Source organism: Paenibacillus sp. FSL H8-0261, assembly GCF_045040645.1.
GTDB lineage: Bacteria > Bacillota > Bacilli > Paenibacillales > Paenibacillaceae > Paenibacillus_AQ.
The window spans coordinates 6,148,260-6,174,459 of the sequence record NZ_CP150297.1 but is presented as its reverse complement, the minus strand read 5'-3'; the positions used below and the strand labels follow the sequence as shown (position 1 = coordinate 6,174,459).

Below are 26,200 nucleotides of genomic sequence, written 5' to 3'. Positions count from 1 at the left end.
TTAAATCAGGAAATCTGACAATAACAGCGACCGGAAGTCCAAATATTTCTCGAAGCTGCACTTAATCACCTATACCAAGTTGTCCAGTTTTTAACTCAGTTTACAGAGAAGGTTACAATACAATCCTTGATTTTTACACAAACTTGAATTACGATTTAATTGCTTGTACCGTGGATATTTGAAAATAAATACCAAGGGCGGCAAGTCTGGGGGAGTTAACAGGTGGAGAATTTGGAAGGCAGATTGACAAAGCTCGCCTTAAAAGGCGACCAAAGGGCATTTGCCGAGCTTGTGGAACTATATAAAGACAAAATATATCATTTGGCGTACCGGATGCTGAACAATCGCCATGAGGCGGAGGATATTGTTCAGGAGACCTTTTTGCGTGTGTATAGAAACTTGGATCGGTATGATGATAAACAGAAGTTCTCTACCTGGATTTATCGGATTGGAACGAACCTCTGTATTGATAGATTACGCAAACGGAAACCAACCTATTCGCTCGATGCAGATATGAACGATCAGGAGGGCCTTGACGGCTATTCGTTGATTCCAAGTGATAATGTAACACCTGAGACCGAATTACTGCTCTCTGAGACGCAGGGGCTAATCTATGAGGCCATTGACAGTCTGCCTGTGAAATACAGGTCTGTGATGATTCTTAGATACCTGCAGGATTTGTCGCTTCAGGAAATAAGTGACGTGCTCGACATGCCTGTAACCACGATTAAGACGCGTGTACACCGAGGTCGTGAATTTTTACGTAAAAAATTAGGCCCGAAAATGTAAAAATAGATTTTTTTTATGAAACATCTTTGGGAGAGCGACGTATGTAAGTTAAGCAAGTCTTATGTGTCCTGACCCTTTGTCTTAGGATAATTAAATAGCACTCATGAAAGGATTGGCTCCTATGGAATGCAAACTGGCCGTCTCTATGATGCACGACTACTTGGATGACGACTTGCCCGATCAGCAGCAGAGGGAGTTGAAGGAGCATCTTCTATCCTGTCCAGATTGCCGTGCAAAGTTTAAAGAATTAGAACAGACAGATATGTTGATGTTCTCCCTAATGCATCAGAATCCTGTTGCCTCAGATGATCTTGTGAGCCGGATAATGAGTTCATTGCCAAAGACCAAGAAAGAAAATGCTTTTGTTACCTGGATCAAGAGACACCCTGCACTTACAGCGGCATCTCTGTTTCTTGTCGTAATGCTGATGAGTTCCGTAACTTTTTGGAGTCCAGATAGACAACTTGTAGTTAGAGGTGCAGATCTGGATCAAGTGGTTATCAAAGGGGATACTGTAATCGTACCTTCCGGCAAGATTATTACCGGTGACCTTACCATAGAGAATGGTAAAGCACAGGTATATGGGGAAGTGAACGGCAACGTAACAGTCATTGACGGTTCTCTGTATCAGGCTTCAACAGCTCATATTTCTGGGCAAGTCAAAAGCATAGACCAAGCGGTAAGTTGGCTCTGGTATAAAGTGACGAACATGTTCTCTGAAGTTGCCTACCGTTAAAGAAAGCGACAGTGGTTACCTTGAGCTGGAATATTATTTTGCGCCTCTTTTTCCGGAAAGATGGCGCTTTTTTGTTGCCTAAATTTAGAAAAATTAGAAAATGGGTGAGTGGCTAAACTTGCAACTGGAGCCCGAACGTTATAACCTAGATATTGATACAGATCTAACAGACATTTTACATAAACCCAGCTAATATGAAATGACGGGGGTTTTAGGCAATGAGTTATTTTACAGACTTAACATGGAAAGATTCCATTAAAGATATTATTGATATACTGATCGTCAGCTACATTATTTATAAAGTGCTTAATATGGTCCGCGGAACTCGAGCGATTCAGCTGCTGAAGGGGATTCTGGTCCTGGTTTTGATTTGGGCTGTAAGTACCATGCTAGACCTCTATACGCTCAAATGGCTAATGAATCAAATGTTTACATTCGGGGTGCTGGCGGTCTTTATCATCTTTCAGCCGGAACTACGAAGGGGACTGGAGCAGCTTGGACGAGGTAAATTTTTCGGACGGGCTGGGGAAAGTGATGAAGAACTCAGTAAATTAATTGGCGAAGTGATTAAAGCCGTAAATTATTTATCACATAGAAAAATAGGGGCATTAATCGTATTCGAGCGAGAGACAGGCCTTAATGAATATACGGAATCGGGTATCGCCATGCGTTCTTTAGTCAGCTCTGAGTTGCTGATTAACATCTTTATACCTAACACCCCTCTGCATGACGGAGCCCTTATTATGCAAGGGAATCAGATCGCCGCGGCTGCATGTTATTTACCTTTGTCCGAGAACCCTTTTATTAGCAAGGAACTGGGGACAAGACATCGCGCGGCTATCGGGATTAGTGAGGTTGCGGACTCGGTGTCTGTCATTGTCTCGGAGGAGACAGGACAGATTTCTCTGGCCATCAATGGTCAAATTGTAAGGGACATTAAGGAAGAATCAATGATTTCGAAGCTCCATCAAGAGCTGAGTGTAAGTTCATCGCTGAAGGAGAAAGGTTCAACTTTCTGGAAACGGAAGGGGGACAAAAATCATGGATAAGTGGATGAACAATAACAATTTCAATAAGATTCTAGCCCTTGCATTTGGGATCATACTGTTTACTATGGTTCGTATCGACACTGCGCCTGTTGGACAGACCACGGTCGATACTAAATCGAAGATTATTGAGAATGTAAAGATCGAAGAGATCGGTCTAGATAAAGATAAATTTGTACTGGAATACAAGGATGTAGATAGTGTGAGTATGGAGGTTAAGGGGAAGAACTCGGATATCTCTTTTCAGTTCTCGGACGACTATAAAGTGACCCTTGATTTAAGTAAGGTTGAGCCTGGAGATAATACGTTGCCACTCTCATATTCATTACCTAGAGGTGTAACTCTTGTCAGAATGACTCCTAAAGAGGTCAATGTACATGTAGAGCTGCGAAATACAAAGTCTTTTCCCATAACATTGGTTACCAAGGGAGAACCAGCAGCAGGGTATCAATTAGGTACCCCAGTCTTGCAGCCTACGGATACTGTTGAGGTTACGCTGCCAGATAATGAGTTAAGCAAAGTGGTGAAGGTACAAGGCACCATTGAGCTAAATGGCGAGAACGAAACCTTTAAAGAGAAGAAATTGAAGCTGCATGCTTATGATAATGAAGGAAAAGAAGTAAAGGATGCCGTCATTGAGCCGGCTACCGTTTCGGTGGAGTTGCCAATTACCTTGCCTTTTAAGAGCTTACCGCTGGATATCGGCTTTACCGGACAACTTCCGGGTTCTCTCGTCTTATCAAATGTGACACCTGAGCTGGAATCAGTCGTGGTATATGGCCAAGCCAATGCATTAGCTGCATTATCTACCTATGAAGCAAGTGTCGATCTTAGCGCTATAGATTCTGCAGGAACGAAGCAGCTGAAGGTAGAACTGAAACCTCCGGCAGGAACTGAGAAAGTAATGCCTGAAACCGTGAATGTTTCATTAACGATCTCAGAAATTGCTGAACGGACGGTTGAAGCGGTACCCATCAAGTTACAGGGTGTCGGTGATGAGTTTGAAGGAAGTATTGTTAATCCAACAAGCAAGGATATAGCCCTTACCTTAACAGGTGCACCTACTTTGCTAAATCAACTAAATAAAGACGATATAGGTGTTGTGGCTGATGTGACTGGCCTGACTGCCGGGACTCACGAGGTTTCTTTACGGGTATCACTGCCTAAATTCATCGCACTGGCTAATTCAAGTGTGCCTCTTACGGTAACTGTACAGTTGCTGTCACCTGCAACGCCGGTGCCTACGCCTCATCCAGACACGGGTAGTGTAACTACTCCTGAGCCAAGCTCTGAACCTGTTATAGGCGATGAGGAGGCCACTGAGAAGCCTACACATAGCGGAGAAGTTGGAGCTACAGCGACGCCTGTCCCCACGGATAGCAGTCCAGAGAATAATGGCACAGCTAACACAAGTACGAATTCCGAGAATCCTGTAGGTACAGGGGGCACGTAACCTTTTATTGAAATACGTCTTTTAGGATATGTCCCAAAGGTACACCAAAATAGTATTCAAATCATAGGATAGAACATTAAGCTAATGTAGCGTATTCAAAGGAGAAAAATAATGGGGAAGTATTTTGGAACTGACGGTGTGCGGGGAGTAGCAAACCGTGAATTAACTGCAGAAATGGCTTATAGCATTGGTCGCTGTGGAGGATATGTACTAGCGGGTAATGTGCATAAACCAAAGGTTGTCATTGGGATGGATACACGTATTTCCGGACCTTTGCTGGAATCGGCTCTTATTGCTGGTTTGCTGTCTATTGGGGCAGATGTAATCCGTATAGGTGTAGTGAGTACACCTGCTGTTGCTTATATTACGAGATTATTAAAGGCAGATGCAGGGGTCATGATTTCGGCATCACATAATCCGGTTGAAGATAATGGCATTAAGTTCTTTGGCGGAGATGGTTTCAAGCTTACGGATGAAACTGAGCTGCGTATTGAAGAACTAATGGATGCTGAAGTTGATGAATTGCCTCGTCCTATCGGCTCTGGTTTAGGTATGGTTACGGTTGATAATGACGCCAAGTACCTCTATCTGGAGTATTTGAAGACAACCATTTCTCAAGATTTCAAGGGAATTAAGGTTGTACTCGACTGTGCTCACGGCGCAGCGTATGAACTTGCACCAAGATTGTTCAGAGAGCTAGGCGCTGAGGTTATTTCTATTGGTGCTGAGCCTGATGGATTGAATATTAATGCTGGATTTGGTTCAACACATCCAGAGACTTTGCGTGAGGAAGTATTACGTCATGGAGCGGATTTGGGACTTGCTTTTGACGGAGATGCTGACCGATTGATTGCGATCGATAATAAAGGCGATGAAGTTGACGGAGACTTTATTCTCTGTATTTGTGGGGATGCAATGAACCGTGCTGGTAAGCTGAAAGATAGCACGATTGTATCAACGGTTATGAGTAATATCGGATTCTACAAAGCTACCGAGAAATTATCCCTGAACACTGCTAAAACAGCTGTAGGCGACCGGTATGTGATGGAAGAAATGCGACGTGGTGGTTTTAATCTAGGTGGAGAACAGTCTGGACATGTTATCTTCCTTGATTATAATACAACAGGTGATGGTATTCTGACGGCTATCCAGCTGGTAGATACGCTTAAAGCTTCCGGTAAGCAGCTTAGCGAGGTTAAGAGCATGATGACGAAATACCCGCAGGTGCTGGTCAATGTTCGTGTACAGGATAAGACCAATTATCCTAACAACCAGGCTATCGAAGCAGCTATCGCTGAAGTAGAAGGCAAGCTGGGCGACAATGGACGTGTGCTTGTACGTCCGTCCGGTACGGAGTCTCTAATCCGTGTCATGGCAGAAGGCCCTGATAAGGCAGATCTAGATCTTTATGTGAATCAAATTGTAGAAGTTGTTCAACGCGAATTGGTATAATTCATTACCATACCTATATAGCCGGTGTAGAGAGCCATTCGGACTCGTTACACCGGTGTTTATTATTTTTGGATGGATCGTCTGAACAGGGATTTGTGAAATTTAGGTTGGTGCAGCATTGCCAAAGTAATGTAAGGTGCATATAATAGATTAAGTGTCATTCTAGAAGGAAAGCGGGGATTGTGAGGTTTGCAATAGCAAGCGCCAGAGCTTGGTCGAGCGCGGGGGAGAAGGGAAAGCTGCTACATAGTTATGTAGACAAGGGCTTGAACGGATCACGGCAGACGTAAGCTGACGAGGTGGAGGTGTTCGAAATGTTCGGCGGGGACCTCCCGGTGATGCACCAGAGCCGTAAATGGAGACGGAAAATGGAAGGGCGACCTTTCACACAACGTTTTCATGGGTGCATAAGAAATATAAAATTCATGTGTGCGCGCATCGTAAAGAAACACGTTGGTTCTGCCACGGCAGAGAAGAAGGCTGTGCATTTCATGAACATAAGATGTAAGTGACAGTTTATTTTGTTGATCCAAAAATACAACAGAATATTTGCTTTTTCTCAAAAACATGCCGCACGGCACGTTTCTTTCCTTATGCCGCCACATTACGATAACTCGGACGGGGGAAATAATAATGTGTGGTATTGTAGGATATATTGGTAATCAGAATTCGCAGGGGATCTTGGTTGAAGGTTTGAAGAAGCTGGAGTATCGGGGATATGATTCTGCTGGTATTGCTGTATTCACTGGGGAAGGACTGCAAGTAGTGAAAGCACAAGGCCGTTTGGCGAATTTGCAGTCGAAGCTGGAAGGCAGCCCACTGGCAGGTAGCGCAGGTATCGGACACACACGCTGGGCAACTCACGGTAAACCATCCGATGAGAACTCCCATCCACATACGGATAACAGCATGAAATTCTCGGTCGTTCATAACGGTATTGTCGAAAACTATCTGGATCTGAAAGAAGAGCTGATCGCTGGCGGATGCCACTTTGTCTCCGAAACAGATACAGAAGTTATTTCACACCTGATTGCTCGCGAATATGATGGAGATATCGTGAAAGCTGTGCAAAAAGCGATTACCTTCATGCGCGGTGCTTTTGCATTAGGCGTCCTGACTGAATATGAACCAGATAAATTGGTGGCTGTGCGTCAAGCAAGCCCGCTCATTATCGGTCTTGGCGAAGGAGAAAACTTTATCGGGTCAGATATTCCTGCACTGCTTGAATATACCCGTAACGTATATATTTTGAACGACGGCGAAATGGCAGTCTTGACAAGAGATGCTGTCGAACTGATGACGATTGAAGGAAACTTTATTTCTCGGGAAATGATTACTGTCGATTGGGATGCAGTTACCGCAGAAAAAGGCGGCTACGAGCATTTCATGTTGAAAGAAATTCACGAGCAGCCTAAGGCTTACCGCGACACTATGCGTGGTCGTATTAATGCTGAAGGCAACAAGGTTGTTTTGCCAGAGTTGAACATCACAGAAGAACAAATCAAGAACATCCGTAACATCCAAGTTGTTGCTTGCGGAACGGCATACAACGCTGGTGTGGTAGGACGTACTATGATCGAATCTTTGGTTCGTATTCCAGTAGAGAATGACATTGCTTCGGAATATCGTTACCGTTCACCAATCGTGACCCCGGAAACTTTGGTTATCGTTGTCAGCCAATCCGGTGAGACTGCAGATACTTTGGCAGCTCTTCGTGAAGCGCAAGCTAACGGTGCACATGTTCTGGCAATCACAAACGTAGTGGGCAGCTCTATTGCTCGCGAAGCGAATGATGTGTTGGTAACCTTGGCAGGTCCAGAAATTGCAGTAGCCTCGACCAAAGCCTACACTTCACAATTGGTCGCTTTCGGATTGTTTGCTCTTTACTTGGCTGAAGTTCGCGGTACACAAACCGAAGCACAAGTGGCTAAGATACTAGCAGCTATGCAAGCTCTACCAGAACAAGTGGAAGAGATCCTAGCTCAAAAAGAAGCGATCAAAGGTTATGCAGAACAAATTTCTGAGCACAAGAACCTGTTCTTCATCGGCCGCGGCGTAGATTATGCTGTTGCTCAAGAAGGTTCCTTGAAGCTAAAAGAAATTTCTTATATTCACTCCGAAGCTTATGCTGCAGGTGAATTGAAACACGGTACGTTGGCTCTGATTGAGGAAGGCGTTCCGGTTATTGCCCTGGCAACTCAGGAAGCTGTGCTTGAGAAGACCGTCAGCAACATCAAAGAGGTGAAAGCTCGCGGCGCAGACGTGCTTGCGATCACTCACCAAGAGCATTTGACTGACCTGCTTAGATCAGTGGATCAAGTGTTTGTTATTCCTAAGACATTGCCAATGCTGACAGCAGCGTTGTCCGTAGTACCTCTGCAATTATTGTCTTATTATGCTTCTCTTGCGCTAGGTCATGATGTGGATAAACCACGTAATTTGGCGAAGAGTGTTACTGTGGAGTAGGGTGTAACCTTTCCCACACAATAGTACCGTTATAAAAAGTTGCACCCTATCACCTCGTTAGATATGATAATCTAACGGGGTGTTTTTTTGTAACTACGCCTGAACAAAAGGCGATTCTGAGGTTAGGAGTGATCGACATGGAGGTTTTTGCAGACTATTTAGCGCAAATTGATAACCCGCAGCATCGGGAGCGAATGGAAGAGGTGTTGGCTTGGGTAACTAAGAAATTCACAGATTTAAAACCAAAAATTGCGTGGAATCAGCCTATGTTCACTGATCACGACACCTATATTATTGGCTTTAGCGTATCCAAACAACATATGGCTGTTGCGCCTGAAATCGCAGGAATTAATCATTTCTCAGATGAAATTGTACAGGCAGGCTATGATCACACCAAGCAGTTGTTACGGATCCGATGGGATAGTCCGGTTGATTTCTCATTACTTGAGAAAATGATCGAGTTTAACATTATGGACAAGGCAGATTGTTCAACTTTTTGGCGAAAATAAAAAATGAAGCAGTAGTTAGCCTCGATGATGAATACATCATCGGGATTTTTTTAATTAGGAGTAAGACACTCCTACATAAAAGGTTGCTAGAAATGGAGCTAATGACCTCGCCTGTCGGTATTGGGGGCGAAAATATTAGTTCTTTTTGTCGAATCCATAATTCTTTCTTAGCGGATCATTAGCAAACATGCTAATATAATGACTGAAAAGGTTGAAAGCCCTTACTTTTTTACGGATAGGGGCGATCATCTCATGCTCACATGACAAAGAGAGGAAGAGACTGCATGCGGCGGATACTGTCGATGTTAAAGTTAAATACGCTGCGAAATCAAATGTTGCTCGGTTTTCTCGCCGTCATGCTCATCATTCTGACGTTCGTTGGAGGGATTACGTTCCATTCAGTCTCGACGCTACTCAAGAACAATGCGGAGAAGCATATTCAGCAAACCGCGATTCAGGCTAACGGCCGTTTGGAAAGCGTTCTCGAACAGATTAATTCTCTGACGACGCTGGTCTCGACTAACGATTATATTCAGCAACTCCTTTTACGCGATATAGAGGGTCATCCCGCTACCTTTACGGAACGGCAAGCGCTGCCATCTATTATCAATCTGGTACAAATCTACACGGACGGCATCAAATCTGTTGAGCTTTATAATAAAGACGGAGTGAGGCTGTATCCTCTCGACGGCAGTACCCTTAGAGATAAGGTACCCGAGGATTGGATCGAAATGGCGACGAGAAAGGAAGGCAGTCTCGTTTGGTTCGGTATTGATCCGCTCGATCCTACATCGCTTGTGGCGATTCGACAGATCAGCCTTATTGATCGGCATTTCACAACTGGAGGGTATTTACTCATTCGCTCAGACCGAGATAAGTTTGCACTTAAAGACTCTTTATCCGGGGAAGGGGACGGAGAAACAGTATTACTTCTCGCTCCTGATGGGCAGTTCATCACGTCTAACGATGACAGTATTTCACAAAAGACAGCAGCAAAGCTGGTGGAGGAATCCGACGATCAGAATGTTTCCATCGGCAAACGGTCCTTTATCGTTGTCAAACAGCGGTCTTCCGTGACAGGATGGACGCTACTCATCTTAACCCCGGTTAACGTCATCACCAAGGGGATTTCGGTCTTGCGGACGACCATTGTCGTATCGGCTTTGATGGGTACCTTACTGTTCACCCTGCTTTCTTTTTTCCTATCTATACTTATTACCAGACCTGTGTTCAGGTTGATCAAAGCTATGAGAAGTACCCGTCTAGGCATCCTGAAGCCTATCGAGAATGTATCGTCCACTATGGAAATTCAGGAACTGAATTATTCCTATAACAAAATGGTTGATAATATCAACGAGCTGATCCAGTTGGTTTATGAGAAGGAGTTATCCCGGAGTCATACGGAGTTGAAGGCACTTCAAGCGCAAATTAATCCGCATTTTTTGTTTAATACCCTAGATGTTCTGTACTGGTCGCTGCTGGATAGGGATGAAGATCAACTGGCGGAGTATGTTGTCGCCATGTCTGATTTATTCCGCTATACGATCACCGGCTCGAGTAAAGGGGGATGGGTGAAGTTACAGGATGAGCTGGAGCATGTAAAGCGATATTTGCTTATTATGAAGATGCGATTTGAAGATCGCTTGGAGTGGGAAATTGAGGCTCCTCCTGAATTTTCGAATGTGGAGTTACCCCGACTGTTGCTGCAGCCCCTTGTAGAGAATGCCGTATTGCATGGGGTCGAGAGCAAGATTGAACCGGGATGGATAAAGCTAACGGTTGCTGGAGATGAAGAATGGGTCACCATTACGGTGGAAGATGACGGGATGGGTATGGACGAGGAGATGCTGCGCTCTCTTGTGGAAGGGCTGGATAGCGGAAAGGTATCTTCTTCAAAAGATTCCGGCGTCGGAATCGCTAATGTGCATAGAAGGCTTCAACTATTTTTTTCGAGAGAGAATGAGCAGGGTGCGGCAATGACCATCGATAGCCAAAAAGGTCAAGGCACCCGTATAAACATCAAAATTCCTGTTCGAGGAGACAAAATGCCATGAGAAGCCGAACGATTCTTATTGTCGACGATGAACCGAGATCTAGAGAAGGAATGAAGAAAATACTAGAGGTGTGGGCAGCCGGTCATTATGAAATCCTTACGGCAAGCAATGGGATCTCGGCTATTGAAATTCTGGAGGAAATACCGGTGGAGCTCATGATATCGGATATCCGCATGCCGGGAATCAGTGGTCTTTCTTTAGTTAGCCAAATAAGGGATAAAAAAATACAGCGTCAGCCATCCGTTATTCTCATCTCCGGTCATGCCGAGTTCGAGTATGCTCAGCAAGCGATTCAGTTGTCCGTAGTTGAATATTTGCTCAAGCCAGCCAGCCGGGAAAAGCTAATCGCATCTGTGGAGAATGCCCTGAAGGCAGGGGAGGAGCAGGAACATATCGGCTTCATGCGGAAGATGGCTGATCCACAATTAATGGCCATAAGAGATGAAGATGCCGCATTAAGTGATCCGGTCCGTCAGGCGATAGACTATGTGGAAATGCATATAGAAGAGGCGATCAGCCTGCAGGAAGTAGCCGGACTTGTTCATCTGAACGGGAGCTATTTCAGTTCTCTTTTCAAGGAGCAATGCCAGATGAATTTCAGCGAATACGTCGCCCGTAGAAAATTGCAGAAAGCGAAGGAATTACTGCTGAAAACGAATCTGCCTATAGCGGAAATTGCCAGCCTTACGGGTTACCAGACGGTTAAATATTTCAACAAGCTGTTCAAGGAATACGAAAGAATGAGTCCAGGGCAGTATCGTTCTTCCATGAGGAATGGTATAGAAGCGAATATCCAATAACGGCTCGGCAAGGGGGGAATATCTACGAAGAGGATCGGATTATCCATTACCCTTTTCTTAACATTGTTGTTGATAACAACTGCTTGCAATGGGGATAAGGGGAGTAACAGCAAGAGCGACGGCGAGAAAATCACTTTAAAAATGATGCATCTATGGCCGGATAGCAATAACTCCGCGCAAAACAAAATGGTAAAAGAAATCATCAGAGAATTTGAAGAAGCTAATCCGAATATCACCATCAAGACAGAAGTTCTTGAAAATGAGCAGTATAAAAGCAAACTGAAGGTACTTGCCGCTTCCAACGATCTACCGGACATCGGATTCACCTGGGCAGCAGGCTTTATGGATCCTTATGTTAGGGGAGATAAGTTTGCAGCCGTGGACGATCTTTTACAGGATGAGTTGAAAGGAAAATTCGTAGCTGGTACGACGGAGGGGTACTCCTTTGATGGGAAGACGTATGCCCTTCCTGTCGAACTAAACATAGTTCCGGTCTACTATAATAAAGAAATATTTTCAGAATTTAATCTGCAGCCTCCCCAAACCTTGGATGATCTCAAAGCGATCATTCGAACACTGAACAACAATGGCATAACACCTGTTACTCTTGGAGGCAAGGACGGTTGGCCGGCTTCCTTCTGGTACATGTATCTAGCTGATCGTATTGGGGGACCTAACCTGATGGATAAAGCTGTTGCGGATCAGGACTTCACAGATCCTTCCTTGCTAGAGGCTGCAAGACAAGTACAAGAGTTGGTAAACCTGAACACATTCATCAAAGGCTACAACGGATTATCCAATGATGAAGCCAAGGTACAGTTCATGAACGGAAAGTCAGCCATGTTCGTTACAGGGACTTGGGAGCTGCCAGATTTCACGACCACTACAAATATAGCCCAAGAATTTAAAGTCAACATCGGTTATTTCAAGTTCCCGACAGTTGAAGGCGGCAAAGGCAACGTGGATGATTGGGTCGGTGGTCCGGGCACTGGATTGTTCGTTTCCAAAAATTCGAAGCATGCTCTGGAGGCCAAAGAATTCGTCAGCTTTTTCGTTCAAAAGTGGGGAGAGCATTCTGTTGTCAATGCAGGCGTAATTCCGGCTACCAAAGTAGATACTGCGGCCATCAAGCTACCGCAAATGTTCATTGATCTATTAAACGAGTTAAATAAGGCTAATAAAGTAACTCTTTATCTGGATACACAAATGAAGCCAGTCGCATCTACTATACACATGAATCAGATTCAGGCATTGTTTGGTGAAGCCGTCACACCAGAAGAATTCATCAAGAAACAGGATGATGCGCTAAAAGCGGATAAGTAATGATCAGAAATATAAACAGAGTCATGGAGACGCCAAGGGATAGATCCCTTGGCGTCTCTTTTTTTGCGCTCTATAGAACTGAATCTAAAAATAGTGGAAGTTTTCCTAAAGAGGGTGTCCTTATGCTTAAGGATTGTAGGATCTATAATTATGTATGCGGTTACATAAAACCGAAGTGATAATACAAAAGGGGAGGCAAAGATATGAAAAGTATGAAACGTAGTTTAGTGGGGATCTCTACATTGCTCGTGATGTCATCTGCTCTCGCAGCATGTGGTGGGAACTCGAATTCTAATTCTAATTCATCTAGCTCAAGCCCAACGACTGCACCAGCAGCAAACGCTACCGAAGCTCCATCAAAAGGAACAGGTGAGAAAGTCACTATCAATCTCTGGAGCTTTACAGATGAGATACCTAATATGACCAAGAAGTACATGGAAACTCATCCAGATGCGAATGTTGAGTTCAAAACTACGGTTATTGCAACCACTGATGGTGCTTATCAGCCTGCTCTTGATCAGGCTCTGGCAGCTGGTGGAAAAGATGCCCCGGATATTTTTGCAGCTGAATCAGCATTTGTGCTCAAGTATACACAAGGCGATGCATCCAGCTATTCGGCCAACTATTCTGACCTGGGCCTTGACGACCAAATGGTTAAGGACGCTGGCATCGCTCAATACTCGGTTGACATCGGTAGCCTAGACGGCAAATTGAAAGCCCTCGGCTATCAAGCGACTGGCGGTGCCTTCATCTATCGCCGTTCCATTGCGAAGGATGTTTTTGGAACCGACGATCCAGCCACTATTAAAAATGAAATTGGACCAGGCTGGGATAAATTCTACGAAGCAGCCGCGAAGCTGAAAGCTAAAGGATACGGCATCGTTTCCGGCGACGGAGATATCTGGCATCCAATTGAGAACAGCTCGGACAAGGGTTGGATTGTTGATGGCAAGCTTCATATCGATCCGAAGCGGGAAGAGTTCCTTGACCTCTCTAAAAAGTTAAAAGACAATGGCTACCACAACGATACAACGGATTGGACGGAAGCTTGGTACGCCGATATGTCAGGCTCTGGAGCCCAACCAATCTTCGGTTTCTTCGGTCCTGCTTGGCTCATCAACTACGTGATGAACGGTCAAGTAAAAGACACGAATGGCGACTGGGCGGTTTCCGAACCACCAACAGGGTTCTTCTGGGGTGGCACTTGGCTGCTTGCCAACAAAGACGTCACCAAGGACGATGCCAAGAAACAGGCTGTTGCAGACTTTGTGAAGTGGGTTACACTCGACACCTCCGAAACGGGACTCCAATATTACTGGGCTAACGGTACGATGAAGGAAGGCGAGCAAGGTACGAAGGACAGCGTTGCTTCCTCCGTTGTCATGTCGAAATCAAACGGTGAAGTTCCACTGCTCGGTGGTCAGAACATGTTCGACGTGTTTGTACCGGCCAATGCAAACGCTTCAGGTAAAAACTTGACCCAGTACGACGAAACAATCAACAAGCTCTGGCGTGATCAAGTGCGTGAATACACCGCGGGCAACAAGGACCGTGCCAAAGCGATCGAAACCTTTAAGCAACAAGTCAAAGACCAACTTGGCATTGAAAGCGAATAAGAAGGATTCGGAGGGGCGGGGGAGTAATCCCGCCCCTTCATATCAACTAAAGAGGTGAGAGCATGCGCCGCAAAAATGTGAACTATTCGAAATACGGTTATATTTTTACCTTTCCGTTTGTCCTGGCATTTCTGATTTTCTCACTGTATCCCATTTTATATACCGCAGTCATTGGATTCACCGATATGAAAGGAATAATACCAAAACCGATCCATATTCTTGATAATCCTTTTCAAAACTTCAAAGATCTTCTCTTTGATAATCCTTCGTTCCGGAAGTCTTTGATCAACACTGGATTGCTCTGGATTACTAACTTCGTTCCCCAGATGCTTCTCGCGCTCTTGCTAACGGCATGGTTCACGAATAAGCGTCTCAATATAAAGGGACAAGGCTTGTTCAAGGTTCTGCTCTATATGCCTAATATCATCACAGCGAGTACGATTGCCGTGTTGTTTAGCACTTTATTCGCCTATCCGATGGGTCCTGTAAACAGTTTGTTTCAAATGTTGGGGTGGACCGACGCTCCGGTGTTCTTCCTGCAGGATAAGACGACAGCACGGGGCATTGTCGCGTTCATCCAGTTCTGGATGTGGTACGGCAACACCATGATCGTCCTGATTGCTGGCGTTATGGGTATAAATCCTGCTCTCTTCGAGTCTGCATCGATTGACGGGGCCAACGGGTTTCAAACCTTTTTCCGCATCACACTGCCGAGTCTGCGTACGATATTGCTGTTCACACTGATTACATCGATGGTGGGTGGTTTGACCATGTTCGATATTCCGCAATTATTCCTTGCAGGCGGGCCGGACGATTCTACGCTTACCACGTCCATGTTTATCTACGGGCAAGCATTCAAGGGCAGCTATATGTACAATCGTGCTGCAGCAGCGAGCATGATTATGTTCTTGATTTCGGCAATATTGGCCGGAATACTGTTCTACGTGATGCGTGACCGTGATGCGTCAAGACTTAAAAAAATACAAAAACAAAAGAATAGAAAAGCTGCTATAGCAGCCCGTGAGGGAGGTGTAACACATGGCAAATAATCAGAAAAGCGGAACCGTTAACCGAAAGATCAACAAGACAATTATCTATGTTGTTTGCATCTCTTTGGCGGTGCTCAGTATCCTGCCGTTTTGGATCATGTTTGTAAATGCCACACGCTCTACACCGGAAATTCAAAGCGGACTTTCTCTGCTTCCTTCGAGCCACATGATGAGCAACCTGAGAGTGTTGCTCGATAAGAGCTTCGATCCGCTTCAAGGGTTCCTAAATTCATTTATTATTGCCAGTTCTGCAACCCTCTGTACAGTCTATTTCTCGTCCTTGGCGGCCTATGGGCTCGTCACTTACAGCTGGAAGCTACGGGGGCCATTCTTTACCTTCATCATGTGCGTGATGATGATTCCTTCCCAAGCAAGCGCAATCGGATTCTATCAGTTCATGTATAAATTACATTGGACCAACAATTTTCTCCCGCTGATTCTACCAGCAATTGCTGCACCTGCGGTGGTATTTTTCATGCGTCAATACTTGCTCGCAACTCTGTCGATAGAGATCGTGGAAGCTGCACGTGTAGATGGGTCTGGTGAATTCTTCACTTTCAACCGGATTATCTTACCGCTGATGATGCCGGCAGTAGCAACACAAGCCATCTTTGCCTTTGTGGCTAACTGGAACAACCTGTTCATGCCGCTGATATTGCTGACACAGAAGGAGAAATATACTATGCCAATCATGGTAAGCTTGCTCCGAGGTGATATCTACAAAACGGAGTTCGGCTCGATCTATATGGGTCTGGCTTTGACGGCTTTACCGTTGTTTATAGTTTACTTCTTGTTATCCAGATACATTATCGCGGGCGTAGCGCTTGGCGGTGTCAAAGAATAACCCCGGTAAGCTGGCTTCGAATAAGGTAGCGCAGTGGAACCAATCAAATCCAATCTAGGCCTGTTGATTAGCTAAATTATAGTTATGGAAGTGTGAGAACATTAGCTGAAAATACTTTAGGAGCGCCTTAGTGTACCTTTTTTTGAAATATCAGAAAGTATAAGTTTCACATGTCTACTCATGTTCTGATATTTCTCGCAGAAACGGAATCGTCCCTATAAGGACGGTAAAATCCATTTCTGCTTGGCTAATCAACAGGCGTAATCTCAATCAGGAGGAGAGTCCTATTATGGCAACAAAAAATGAACCGTTAGTTACCCATCTCTATACAGCCGATCCCTCCGCTCATGTATTTGAGGGCAAGCTGTATATTTACCCATCCCATGATATTGACCATGATGGACCTACAAATGATAATGGTGACCAATATGCGATGGAAGATTATCATGTGTTTTCCTTGGAAGATCCTACATCCCCTTGTGTAGATCATGGAGAGGCGCTTCATCTTCGGGATGTGCCTTGGGCTTCGAAGCAAATGTGGGCGCCCGATGCCGCGTACCGGCAGGGGACGTATTATTTGTTTTTCCCGGCCCGGGACAAGGAAGGTATTTTCCGTATCGGAGTGGCTACGTCTACTTCTCCGTCTGGTCCTTTCCAGGCTCAAGAAAGCTATATCGAAGGGAGCTTCAGCATCGATCCAGCCGTATTCGTGGACGAGGACGAAAGAGCCTACATGTATTTTGGCGGCTTATGGGGTGGACAATTAGAAAAGTGGCAAGACGGTATTTTTCAACAAGATGCGCTAGAAAAGGGTCCAGAGGAACCGGCTTACGGTCCTTGGGTGGGTGAGCTGAGTGAAGACATGTTGTCATTCAAATGTGACCCTCAGGAGATTACCATTATTGATGAAGAAGGGAACTCAATCCTTGCGGGTGATGAAGACAGGAGGTACTTCGAGGGTCCATGGATGCACAAGTATAAAGGGAAATACTATCTCTCGTACTCTACTGGCACAACCCATAAGATCGTCTACGCGGTGAGTGATAAGCCTTGCGGACCTTTTGTTTTTCAAGGAACGATCCTGAATCCAGTCGTTGGCTGGACGACTCATCATTCTATCGTGGAATTTAACGAGAAATGGTATTTGTTCTATCATGACGCATCGCTTTCTGGCGGCGTGGACCATAAACGTAGTATGAAATTTACAGAGCTTCATTATGAAGAAGACGGCAGAATCCGGCCGGTAGAGCTCTAACCGAACGACTCGACACTTTCTATGAGTTCCTTATGAAGACCTACTTAAGGATGTCTTGAAGCTAATACTTCAGAGACATCCTTATTTGTCTTTTCATCTTCATATTACAGGAAAAAATTTCTAATATTCTGATTGCTTTTTTTATAAATAAGTTTTAAGTTTTATTGAAGAACTACATTCAACATGGAAAAATAATTGAGACTCCAGAGCTTATTCAAGGAATAGAAAGAAGTTGCTGGAATGCTATCAGAATCGACTGACTCAGCTGATATAAAATAATAGTGTATGGGAGGATTATTCTATGGAAAATTACCTATTAAATAATGGGGTTTTGTTACCAAAAGTCGGATTGGGTGTATACCAAATGAAAAATGAACACGAAGATGCAATCATTTGGGCATTGAGAAATGGATATAAGCATATTGACACCGCCGCTTTTTATCATAATGAGGAACTTGTTGCAAGTACAATTAAAAAATCAGGTGTAAATCGAAAGGATATATTTATTACAACAAAACTGTGGAATTCAGATCATGGTAAAAGAACGAAACAGGCTTTTGAAATGAGTTTGAAAAAACTGGGGACAGATTATATAGATCTTTATTTGATCCATTGGCCATCCCCAAAATATGTTGAGAGCTGGTTGATATTAGAGGAATTGTACAAAGAGGGTAAAATCAGAGCCATTGGTGTGTCTAACTTTGAACAAACGCACCTGAGTGATGTATTGAAGCATGGCTCAATAGTACCTGCAGTAAATCAAATTCATACGAATCCGTTTTTACAGCAGCCCGACTTGCATAATTATATGGTGAATAAGAATATCCAACATGTAGCGTGGAGTCCTTTTGGACATGGAAATAAAAATTTATTCGATAACCCTATATTAACAAGCATTGCTGAAAGACACGGTAAAACAACGGCTCAAGTTATGTTAAGATGGAACATTGAGCGCAATGTTGGGGTTATTCCCAAGTCGGTTAATCCTGCAAGATTAAAGGCGAATCTGGAAATCTTTGATTTTAGTTTATCTGATGAGGAAATGAAACAAATATCGACATTAGATAAAAACAAAAAGGGATTTGTTAATCCTGACAACAAGCTGTTTTTATGGGCTACTACACTTTTGCGGTAATTTAGTTGGAATTCCAAGAGGGCAATGATTAAATAGAAAAATCCTTGCCTTTTAGATTTATTAAAGTTATTATAGATTCACAAAGTCTTTAATTGGAATACTTAAAGGAATTATTCTTAGTATCTAGAAACAAGAAAATAGTGGATCTGGCAACAATTATAATGACGGAGTAAGATCCGTTCTTTTTTTAGGAAAAATTAGAGATAACACAAGTCTCTAATATCTTTAATGTAAATTGAAAAGCGAAAGGGAGAATTAGTATGACTCATGATTGTGTAATTATCGGTGGAGGACCGGCAGGTCTAAATGCTGCTCTGGTGCTAGGCAGGGCAAGAAAAAGTATGGTTGTTATTGATGAAGGACGCGCACGTAATAGGGTTACTCGAGAAACGCATGGCTTTCTTACTAGAGATTCTATAAGTCCAGGCGAATTTAGGAGGATTGCGAAGGAGCAGATTAGTGCCTATCCATCCGTTACTTTTGCGGAAGATACCGCCCTATCGATTACGGGAACCGATGGCGATTTTCAAATTACGACGGTTCAGGGTCAGACTTTTCAAAGTAAAAAAGTGCTCTTCGCCATAGGGATGAAGGACCTCCCGATGGATATTAAGGGACTCTCAGACGTATATGGTAAAAGCGCCTTTATCTGCCCCTATTGTGATGGATGGGAACTAAGAGATCAGCCTCTTGTCGTAATTGTTAAGGGAGCCGATGCAACGCGTATGGCCCAAGTGTTATCTGGTTGGACAAAAAAGATTACCATATGTACTAATGGATCTGATGACTTAACGGATGCACAACGCGAGGAACTTCAGCAACATAACATTCCTGTCTTTGACACACCGATTCAGTCGATCGAATCTGACAATGGCATGGTGCAGCAAGTTGTGTTGAAGGATGGTACTAGCATCGTATGTACGGGGATATTTTTTAGACCGAAGCTTATGATCGGGTCCGATTTGCCACAAGCCATTGGTTGTGAACTCACAGAAACAGGAACAGTCATCGTTGATAATCTCGGTAAAACGAACGTTCCAGGCGTTTATAGTGCCGGTGATGCAGCAACACATCTTCATCAAGCCATTATTGCCGCTTCTATGGGCTCCTTAGCTGGGGTCGGCATTAACAACGAGCTGAATGAAGAGGAATGGCGTAACGTATGATGCTATTGTACAAAATAGTCTAATTCATTTATTCCCTTGAGCTGAATCTACATCCAGATTAATATAGAAACTAGCTATATTTATTCTGAGAGGGGTAGTTCAAAATAAAAATTGGATTCCTAATTGTTGATATGCAAAATCTTTTCTTACACGATCATATGGAGAAATTAAATGTAAGTGAGGCTTGTGAATACATTAATCATGTGTCTGGGTTACTTCGTGCGAAGGACCAAATCGTCATCCATATACAAGACATGGAAGGGGCGAATTCGGATACAGATCCAGAAGCAAGAAATAGTATACCGGAAATTACAGTAGCACCCACGGACATCCAGATGGCGAAAGAATTCTCTAATGCTTTTTGGAAAACGGATTTGGAACAACTGCTACGTGAACATGGTGTTGAATTCATCATCGTTGCGGGCTTCGCCGCAGAACATTGTGTAACCTTTACTATTAACGGTGCACAAGAAAGAGGCTTTCAAGCAGCCCTTTTACAGAAGGCAATCCTTAGCACACGGCCAGATGCTATTACCTCGATTTACCGTGATCGGCATATGATCTCTTACCCGGTGATCGAATTTTTAATGGAGACCATTGCTTGAGATTCTACTAATAGAAGCTATTGTTTATAATTGGAGTTACGTATTAGATAACTAATATGTAACTTCATTTTATTATTGTGAAAAATACATATGGAGGTAATTAAGTTTGAGTACTCACTACTATCTCAGTTGGTTTAATAATTTTTTTCCAGAGAGGCTGGTCCATTGTTTGCATGAGGATATACAAGACAGAAAATCGCTTGTTATGATTAGCGCTGAACCGTCTGGTTATACAGGTGAGCAAATTAACATTGATGATGTTTCTGAATGTACATGGTTAAATCAGGCTAACATTATTTTTGATGAATATCATTTCATCGATTACCGCATGCAGAAGGAAGATGCCCAGCGATTAATTCACAACGCTTCTGTCATTTTTTTATGTGGTGGAGATTCTGTTTTGCAAAACGATTTTTTGGCGGATTATGAATTATCAAATGTTATTAAGAACAGCAATGCCGTTATAATGGGTGCCAGCGCCGGTGCGATAAACATGGCTGCAAAATGGTTATGCTTGAAAAACACTGGCAATGAAGTTGAAACAAGTACTATTTATGATGGTATTGGCTTTGATCATTTTGCCTATGAATCTCATTCTAAACGCGACTATGCTACGTTTGTTCAAGGTTACCTGTTCCCCTTGTCTGAAGAGATTGATGTTTATGCGGCAGAACAGGAGAGTGCAATGCGTGTAAAGGAAGGCAAAATAGAAATAATGGGTCCTGTATATTTAATTTCCCACTCAAAGATTCAGAAATTGGTTGAGACGCTCTAATTAGGCTTACAGCGAATCATCTCAGGTTTTTAATATCCCCAGGACTTATTGTTGGGCAGAAATGATAAATTTTTTAGACCGCCTTCAATGGCGGTCTTTCTATGTCCGGCAGATGCTAGCTGTTCATTTTATTGAACTAACGGGCAGGATAACTCAGTAATTTCGCGAATAAGACGTTATAAGAAATCAGCGAGAAACTATAAGGAGCAGAAAACATGAAATGCCCTCACTGTAACAACGAATTAAGTGAACTTCCTTTATGTTACGGAAGTGAAGCACCCTATTATTTTTACACTGTACCAGAAGAGAAAAGAACAGAATTAATTAGAGATTTTTGTGTAATTGATGAACAGCATTTCTTTATTAGAGGACATATTGAAATACCAATAATTGATAGTAAAGAGAAATTTATATGGAGTGTTTGGGTTTCTCTTAGTGAAGAAAACTTTTTGAAATCTAATGAATTATTGCACGTAGAAGGAAGGGAAACTGAAAAACCTTATTTTGGTTGGTTATCGACTGAACTTTCAATATATCCAATAACTACATTATCGTTAAAGACAATGGTACATACACAAGAAGTTGGTGCTGTTCCGTTAATAGAATTAGAACAAACGAATCATCCACTTGCAGTTGAACAAAGAGAAGGAATTACAATGGAGAGAGTTAAAGAAATTGCTCATTTAATAAATCATAGTCTGTAAGAGAAGAATTTGAAAGTTGCTCTCCTTGGTCTGCTAAGGGTTTTTCGGTGAGGCGTAATCAGCAGATAACCCTGCAAGGCTAAGTCTATCGGACTGGTGCGTAATGTCGATTAAGCAAGCGGGGCACATTAGTGGGATAGCGGTTGCTTCGGCAGCCATTTTTTATTTGTTCAACTAACGGGCAGGTTAGTGAAACCACACAGTTTTCTCTAACGTATAATCATTATTCAAATTTTTCCAATATGGCTCATACAGAGGTGAACTTGGCTGGAGCATTTTTATGACTTGGTTCAATTGGCGTTCTCGATCGCTCTCATCTATTCCTTAGTGTCAATTCCATTCACCTATTTTTCTACACAAGAGATACACTGGGGTTATGAAATTGCTCCAGCCGGTTTAACTTGGTTTGTAGCTGTCAGACTGTCACAACCGAGCAGCATTCAGCGGTGGATAGTACGTACCGCCAGACGAAGAGAAGCACCTAATGAAGAAGACCATAGTCCTTCCCCACATTGATATTCCATACTTTCAATTAGGGAGGACAACGATGAAAAAGATTTTGTTGCTTCAAAAATGGGCCAAGCCCATTCTCGTCATGATGATTGGAGTTATTCCGATCATTGTGCTCAGCGGGTGTTCGACAGCATCCCAATCAAACTCGATTAATGCCGATTCAGCAGGGATATTTAACCACTTTTTTATTTATCCATTTTCGATCTTGATCAAATTCTTCGCGAATGCATTTCACGGAAACTACGGATTATCGATCGTGCTGATGACTTTCATCATCAGACTCGCGATCATGCCGCTCATGATGAATCAAACCAAGAAACAAATGGACATGAAAGAAAAGATGGCCGTCCTCCAGCCGGAGTTAACTGCACTTAAGGAGAAGTATAAGAACGACGGCAGTGCGGATGCAAAAAAACAACAGCAAGTCGAGATGATGCAGCTCTACCAGAAGCATCAATTTAATCCCTTAAATATGGGGTGTTTACCGATGCTTCTCCAATGGCCGATCACCCTCGCATTTTACTACGCCATTCGTCGTACCCCAGAGATTGCAGCGGACGATTTTCTGTGGTTTAGCTTGGGGAAAACAGATATGATTTTGCCGCTTATTGCCGCTGCGGTGTATTACGTTCAGTTCCGCGTGTCTCAATCCGTTTCAGCGCAGTATCAGCAAAATCAAAATAACCAAATGGCTTTCATCGGATTGTTGTCACCGATCATGATGGGTGTATTTTCTTTTCAGATGCCCGCCGCGTTACCATTATATTGGGCAGTTGGCGGTATATTCATTATCGTGCAAACGATCATACTCAATAAAATGTACACGAAGCCAAATGTAGCGAGTAAAAACTTACCCACCGGTGTAGAAGATTTATGAAATTGAACCAGGTCATAAAACAATACTAAATACAAGGCATCTGAGGCGTGACCTCAGATGCTCTGTTTTTTATGTTGGCGGCTCGTTAACGGGGAACATAGTTCAACATAATGAGAAAAATGAAAGGGCCATCCCACAAAAGGATGGCCCTAAAACTTACCGTTACAGACAGCGCGGAGAACCGTATCATAAATAACGATTAAGCTAATGGGAAACTATAGCTCAATAACACCAGAACGAAGCTGCCGACTTGAATCGGCAGCTTTGTTCTGCTAACGGGCAGTTTTGTACAAGAGAAAATGATAAGCTGGAATAAACACTTGCAGTACTGATGGGAGAAAAAGGTGAATATATGGATTCAAATGAACTAAAACCTTTAATGAACAACACAAAATGGGAAGAAATAAGACAAGCAATGCTCAACTATGCTGTTCCAACCAAATGGAGGACTAAAGACATTGATACTGGCTATATCAGCCTTTGGGATGGAGATTGGTATTACCATTTTTCAGATGGTGGCTACAAATTTATTGAGTGGTTAGAAATTCATGCTGAAGATGACTTGATAAAAACTGATTTAATTCAAATCCTGAAAAAAATACATGTTCCAGGTGAAGTAACTACTGACTCCATCATAATTTATGGATATAACAAAACTAATGAATTCATTGATTATATTTGAGTAATTACACCAATGGGTAGCGTTAGCTCAAATACGATTAGGCAGCCGTCAGTCAACGCGATCAGCTGCCTTTATTCAACTAACGGGCAAATTAACGCTATAAACCTCTTAGGATTAGTATGCTTAGGTAAAAGAAGTATTCTCATGAATCCTTTAATGTAAATAAATACAAATTCCACTTCAGTTAATCCATTTTCTATACATATTTTTAAGAGTATATTGAGGTAATTAAAGTGATTATTCACTTTGATAAATCCGAAATTGCTTTGTCTATATTATTTTATGGCTTCGTAAGGATTGCAAAACCATCGAAATATGGGAGTTTAAAACAGATGTTGTGCCGTAGTTAGTTTTATGAAAGGAAGGTATAGGGTGAGTATTTATTACGCTTCAAGCAAAGAGGATATCACTAAGGATGCACTCCAAGAGTTATTTCTTTCGGTAGAATGGGAGTCTGGCAAGTACCCAAACGAGCTTTTACAAGCAATCGGAGGGTCTCATTCAATTGTTACCGCTTGGGAAGGAGGAAAGCTTGTGGGTTTAATAAATGCTTTGTCAGATGGTGTTTTAACGGTATATTTTCATTATATGCTTATTAATCCGAGTTATCAGAGTATAGGTATAGGTAAGGAAATGATGAATATAATGCTTGATAGATATAAAGGGTGTAAAACAAAAGTATTAATTTCTTATCCTCATGCAGTGGATTTCTATAATAAATTTGGCTTTAATACAGAGGATGGAGCTACACCAATGTTCATCTCAGAGTTGATATGATTGATGGTATAATTTTCGTATACAAATAATTACATAAATTAAATCCTTAAAAAAAGGGGATGAGCAATATGGCAAATATCGAGCACTTACAGACCGTGAATGTTCCAGCTTCAACGGTATATGAAGCATTAACCACTGCAAAAGGACTTTCAGAAATATGGACAAATGAACTAATAGTCAATGATCAGATCGGTTGTATAAATGAGTTCCAATTCGGCGGCAAAGGTTTAACAAAGATGCGAGTTGATGAGCTTGTTCCCGATAAAAAGATTTTGTGGCAGTGTGTTGATTCAGATCCAGAATGGATAGGTACGACAATTTCTTTTGATATGAAGGAAAAAAACGGGAAGACTTCAATCATTTTTCGTCAGATGAATTGGGAGGAGGTGACTTCATTTTATCGCGTATGTAATTATAACTGGGCTATTTTTTTGTACAGTCTTAAACAGTATTGCGAAGAAGGCGAGGGTCTTCCGTATCATAAACGGAAGTTTTAGAACCATTGAAAACACGGATGGGTGACTAAAGTACATGATCCCGAGAAATGATTTCGGAAATACTGGGTAAGTACGAAGAAGTTTTCACCCAAGTTTTTACAATCATTCGGTTCAACTATTGGGAAACTATAGTTCAATAATGAGAGGGTTAACGAAAGGTAGTTCATGGTTAGGTGGCTATCACTATTAATATCTATGATGAAATCTGCGCTTTAATAATATGCTTATATCGAAGGAGGTATTGGAATGAAGCAACTTTATATAAAGCAGAAGGTATTCAGTCTAAGTGGTAAATTTACGGTAAAGAATCAGCAGGAGCAGGATGTCTATTATGTAGAGGGCAGTTTTATGCAAATACCAAAGACGTTCTCCATTATGAATACAACAAGAGATGAAGTCGCACTTATTACGAAGAAGGTATTTAGTTTTTTACCGAAGTTTTTTGTTGAGGTCAATGGCCGAGAGGTGTTAACGATTAAGAAGGAGTTTTCTTTCTTTAAAGCACGCTATACGATTGATGCGGCTGACATTGAGGTACATGGTAACTGGTGGGACATGGATTTTCAGGTCTTGCAGCATGGTGTAGTCATAGGTAAAGTGAATAAGGAGTGGTTCACTTGGGGTGATAGCTACAAGGTTCAAATACTAAATGAGGAGATGGAGGCAATCATAATTGCGTTCGTTGTTGCAATTGATTGTGTAAAAGCTGACCAAGCAACTGCTTCCTCATCAGCGACGATTTAATTTAGGGACATACAAAATAATATGTTTAAGGAATTAATATTTCATAAAATCATACTAGAATAGTTACGAAAGTATAGAGCCTAGTTCTATAAATAGCGGTAGTTTAAGATTTTAAAATGCCTTGAACAACTGATGAATGAAAACGATTGAACTTTTGTATTTAAACTCTTAAATTTTTATGTTTTTAGCCTAAAAGATGCATTGACCCGGAAAAGGTTGGAGCCTATAATCATAAACAGGGAAAATTCATTAGATATGGAGCTATCTGTAACCTGAGGATTTCTCAATAGTTCTATTTGTAAACGCATACAATGAGGTTTTTCCATATTTTCT

Annotated in this window: 24 protein-coding genes; all 24 read left to right on the top strand. The window is 42.5% G+C overall.

From position 1 onward, the window contains the following. Positions 1 to 222: 222 nt before the first annotated feature. The 24 genes from sigW to MHI27_RS27350 all read left to right on the top strand — a co-directional run bounded on the left by sigW (position 223) and on the right by MHI27_RS27350 (position 25,867). Positions 223 to 789, top strand: a complete 567-nt coding sequence (gene sigW / locus MHI27_RS27465) for an RNA polymerase sigma factor SigW (protein WP_042192081.1) — start codon at positions 223 to 225, stop codon at positions 787 to 789. A 121-nt stretch (positions 790 to 910) separates the two neighbouring features. Next, positions 911 to 1,525: a zf-HC2 domain-containing protein gene (locus MHI27_RS27460; protein WP_042192079.1), complete on the top strand. Its 615-nt coding sequence runs from the start codon at positions 911 to 913 to the stop codon at positions 1,523 to 1,525. Between the two features lie 218 nt (positions 1,526 to 1,743). After that, complete coding sequence (gene cdaA, locus MHI27_RS27455; RefSeq protein WP_042192076.1) at positions 1,744 to 2,574, top strand: diadenylate cyclase CdaA; 831 nt, start codon at positions 1,744 to 1,746, stop codon at positions 2,572 to 2,574. Further along, the gene (locus MHI27_RS27450) at positions 2,567 to 4,024 is read left to right on the top strand and encodes a YbbR-like domain-containing protein (protein WP_149647920.1); all 1,458 of its coding nucleotides are present in this window, start codon (positions 2,567 to 2,569) and stop codon (positions 4,022 to 4,024) included. The genes cdaA and MHI27_RS27450 overlap by 8 nt, the downstream gene beginning before the upstream one ends. A 111-nt stretch (positions 4,025 to 4,135) precedes the next feature. Continuing rightward, positions 4,136 to 5,476 carry a phosphoglucosamine mutase gene (gene glmM, locus MHI27_RS27445; RefSeq protein WP_042192071.1) on the top strand — a complete coding sequence of 447 codons (1,341 nt, stop codon included), beginning with the start codon at positions 4,136 to 4,138 and terminating at the stop codon, positions 5,474 to 5,476. Positions 5,477 to 6,109: 633 nt separating this feature from the next. Next, entirely contained in the window at positions 6,110 to 7,942 is a 1,833-nt protein-coding gene (glmS, locus tag MHI27_RS27440; RefSeq protein WP_042192067.1) for a glutamine--fructose-6-phosphate transaminase (isomerizing), read from the top strand. A 137-nt stretch (positions 7,943 to 8,079) separates the two neighbouring features. Beyond that, complete coding sequence (locus tag MHI27_RS27435) at positions 8,080 to 8,451, top strand: iron chaperone (protein ID WP_094871735.1); 372 nt, start codon at positions 8,080 to 8,082, stop codon at positions 8,449 to 8,451. Between the two features lie 284 nt (positions 8,452 to 8,735). Further along, on the top strand, positions 8,736 to 10,505 hold the full coding sequence (locus MHI27_RS27430; RefSeq protein ID WP_188114501.1) for a sensor histidine kinase: 1,770 nt from the start codon (positions 8,736 to 8,738) through the stop codon (positions 10,503 to 10,505). Continuing rightward, positions 10,502 to 11,305 (top strand): response regulator, encoded by an 804-nt coding sequence (locus MHI27_RS27425; protein ID WP_042192060.1) that lies wholly within the window; start codon positions 10,502 to 10,504, stop codon positions 11,303 to 11,305. The genes MHI27_RS27430 and MHI27_RS27425 overlap by 4 nt, the downstream gene beginning before the upstream one ends. Positions 11,306 to 11,446: 141 nt before the next feature. Then, positions 11,447 to 12,628 (top strand): extracellular solute-binding protein, encoded by a 1,182-nt coding sequence (locus tag MHI27_RS27420; protein ID WP_081383083.1) that lies wholly within the window; start codon positions 11,447 to 11,449, stop codon positions 12,626 to 12,628. A 203-nt stretch (positions 12,629 to 12,831) separates the two neighbouring features. Beyond that, on the top strand, positions 12,832 to 14,244 hold the full coding sequence (locus tag MHI27_RS27415) for an ABC transporter substrate-binding protein (protein WP_405175089.1): 1,413 nt from the start codon (positions 12,832 to 12,834) through the stop codon (positions 14,242 to 14,244). Positions 14,245 to 14,306: 62 nt separating this feature from the next. After that, the gene (locus MHI27_RS27410) at positions 14,307 to 15,293 is read left to right on the top strand and encodes a carbohydrate ABC transporter permease (protein ID WP_042192055.1); all 987 of its coding nucleotides are present in this window, start codon (positions 14,307 to 14,309) and stop codon (positions 15,291 to 15,293) included. After that, complete coding sequence (locus MHI27_RS27405) at positions 15,283 to 16,137, top strand: carbohydrate ABC transporter permease (RefSeq protein ID WP_042192048.1); 855 nt, start codon at positions 15,283 to 15,285, stop codon at positions 16,135 to 16,137. Before MHI27_RS27410 ends, MHI27_RS27405 begins: the two co-directional genes overlap by 11 nt. Before the next feature lie 289 nt (positions 16,138 to 16,426). Beyond that, on the top strand, positions 16,427 to 17,392 hold the full coding sequence (locus tag MHI27_RS27400) for a glycoside hydrolase family 43 protein (RefSeq protein ID WP_405175088.1): 966 nt from the start codon (positions 16,427 to 16,429) through the stop codon (positions 17,390 to 17,392). 301 nt (positions 17,393 to 17,693) lie between these two features. After that, positions 17,694 to 18,527, top strand: coding sequence for an aldo/keto reductase (locus MHI27_RS27395; RefSeq protein ID WP_042192046.1), 834 nt, complete (start codon positions 17,694 to 17,696; stop codon positions 18,525 to 18,527). Between the two features lie 260 nt (positions 18,528 to 18,787). Beyond that, complete coding sequence (locus MHI27_RS27390; RefSeq protein WP_405175087.1) at positions 18,788 to 19,693, top strand: NAD(P)/FAD-dependent oxidoreductase; 906 nt, start codon at positions 18,788 to 18,790, stop codon at positions 19,691 to 19,693. A 104-nt stretch (positions 19,694 to 19,797) separates the two neighbouring features. Then, complete coding sequence (locus MHI27_RS27385) at positions 19,798 to 20,298, top strand: cysteine hydrolase family protein (protein ID WP_405176808.1); 501 nt, start codon at positions 19,798 to 19,800, stop codon at positions 20,296 to 20,298. A gap of 106 nt (positions 20,299 to 20,404) precedes the next feature. Beyond that, positions 20,405 to 21,073 carry a Type 1 glutamine amidotransferase-like domain-containing protein gene (locus MHI27_RS27380; protein WP_405175086.1) on the top strand — a complete coding sequence of 223 codons (669 nt, stop codon included), beginning with the start codon at positions 20,405 to 20,407 and terminating at the stop codon, positions 21,071 to 21,073. Between the two features lie 215 nt (positions 21,074 to 21,288). Beyond that, complete coding sequence (locus MHI27_RS27375) at positions 21,289 to 21,777, top strand: DUF2199 domain-containing protein (RefSeq protein WP_379425453.1); 489 nt, start codon at positions 21,289 to 21,291, stop codon at positions 21,775 to 21,777. A gap of 547 nt (positions 21,778 to 22,324) precedes the next feature. Then, positions 22,325 to 23,167 (top strand): membrane protein insertase YidC, encoded by an 843-nt coding sequence (yidC, locus tag MHI27_RS27370; protein ID WP_405175085.1) that lies wholly within the window; start codon positions 22,325 to 22,327, stop codon positions 23,165 to 23,167. Between the two features lie 352 nt (positions 23,168 to 23,519). Next, positions 23,520 to 23,849: a DUF6678 family protein gene (locus tag MHI27_RS27365; RefSeq protein WP_405175084.1), complete on the top strand. Its 330-nt coding sequence runs from the start codon at positions 23,520 to 23,522 to the stop codon at positions 23,847 to 23,849. A 372-nt stretch (positions 23,850 to 24,221) separates the two neighbouring features. Then, on the top strand, positions 24,222 to 24,626 hold the full coding sequence (locus MHI27_RS27360; protein WP_038573410.1) for a GNAT family N-acetyltransferase: 405 nt from the start codon (positions 24,222 to 24,224) through the stop codon (positions 24,624 to 24,626). A gap of 68 nt (positions 24,627 to 24,694) precedes the next feature. Then, on the top strand, positions 24,695 to 25,123 hold the full coding sequence (locus MHI27_RS27355; protein WP_405175083.1) for an SRPBCC domain-containing protein: 429 nt from the start codon (positions 24,695 to 24,697) through the stop codon (positions 25,121 to 25,123). A gap of 246 nt (positions 25,124 to 25,369) precedes the next feature. Beyond that, positions 25,370 to 25,867 (top strand): LURP-one-related/scramblase family protein, encoded by a 498-nt coding sequence (locus tag MHI27_RS27350; protein ID WP_042192030.1) that lies wholly within the window; start codon positions 25,370 to 25,372, stop codon positions 25,865 to 25,867. Positions 25,868 to 26,200: the final 333 nt, after the last annotated feature.

What these genes read in the sequence shown, in the direction of transcription:
- MHI27_RS27460 (WP_042192079.1), top strand. Translation starts at nt 911, where the DNA reads ATGGAATGCAAACTGGCCGTCTCTATGATGCACGACTACTTGGATGAC.
- cdaA (WP_042192076.1), top strand. Translation starts at nt 1,744, where the DNA reads ATGAGTTATTTTACAGACTTAACATGGAAAGATTCCATTAAAGATATT.
- MHI27_RS27450 (WP_149647920.1), top strand. Translation starts at nt 2,567, where the DNA reads ATGGATAAGTGGATGAACAATAACAATTTCAATAAGATTCTAGCCCTT.
- glmM (WP_042192071.1), top strand. Translation starts at nt 4,136, where the DNA reads ATGGGGAAGTATTTTGGAACTGACGGTGTGCGGGGAGTAGCAAACCGT.
- glmS (WP_042192067.1), top strand. Translation starts at nt 6,110, where the DNA reads ATGTGTGGTATTGTAGGATATATTGGTAATCAGAATTCGCAGGGGATC.
- MHI27_RS27435 (WP_094871735.1), top strand. Translation starts at nt 8,080, where the DNA reads ATGGAGGTTTTTGCAGACTATTTAGCGCAAATTGATAACCCGCAGCAT.
- MHI27_RS27430 (WP_188114501.1), top strand. Translation starts at nt 8,736, where the DNA reads ATGCGGCGGATACTGTCGATGTTAAAGTTAAATACGCTGCGAAATCAA.
- MHI27_RS27425 (WP_042192060.1), top strand. Translation starts at nt 10,502, where the DNA reads ATGAGAAGCCGAACGATTCTTATTGTCGACGATGAACCGAGATCTAGA.
- MHI27_RS27420 (WP_081383083.1), top strand. Translation starts at nt 11,447, where the DNA reads ATGATGCATCTATGGCCGGATAGCAATAACTCCGCGCAAAACAAAATG.
- MHI27_RS27415 (WP_405175089.1), top strand. Translation starts at nt 12,832, where the DNA reads ATGAAAAGTATGAAACGTAGTTTAGTGGGGATCTCTACATTGCTCGTG.
- MHI27_RS27410 (WP_042192055.1), top strand. Translation starts at nt 14,307, where the DNA reads ATGCGCCGCAAAAATGTGAACTATTCGAAATACGGTTATATTTTTACC.
- MHI27_RS27405 (WP_042192048.1), top strand. Translation starts at nt 15,283, where the DNA reads ATGGCAAATAATCAGAAAAGCGGAACCGTTAACCGAAAGATCAACAAG.
- MHI27_RS27400 (WP_405175088.1), top strand. Translation starts at nt 16,427, where the DNA reads ATGGCAACAAAAAATGAACCGTTAGTTACCCATCTCTATACAGCCGAT.
- MHI27_RS27395 (WP_042192046.1), top strand. Translation starts at nt 17,694, where the DNA reads ATGGAAAATTACCTATTAAATAATGGGGTTTTGTTACCAAAAGTCGGA.
- MHI27_RS27390 (WP_405175087.1), top strand. Translation starts at nt 18,788, where the DNA reads ATGACTCATGATTGTGTAATTATCGGTGGAGGACCGGCAGGTCTAAAT.
- MHI27_RS27375 (WP_379425453.1), top strand. Translation starts at nt 21,289, where the DNA reads ATGAAATGCCCTCACTGTAACAACGAATTAAGTGAACTTCCTTTATGT.
- yidC (WP_405175085.1), top strand. Translation starts at nt 22,325, where the DNA reads ATGAAAAAGATTTTGTTGCTTCAAAAATGGGCCAAGCCCATTCTCGTC.
- MHI27_RS27365 (WP_405175084.1), top strand. Translation starts at nt 23,520, where the DNA reads ATGGATTCAAATGAACTAAAACCTTTAATGAACAACACAAAATGGGAA.
- MHI27_RS27355 (WP_405175083.1), top strand. Translation starts at nt 24,695, where the DNA reads ATGGCAAATATCGAGCACTTACAGACCGTGAATGTTCCAGCTTCAACG.
- MHI27_RS27350 (WP_042192030.1), top strand. Translation starts at nt 25,370, where the DNA reads ATGAAGCAACTTTATATAAAGCAGAAGGTATTCAGTCTAAGTGGTAAA.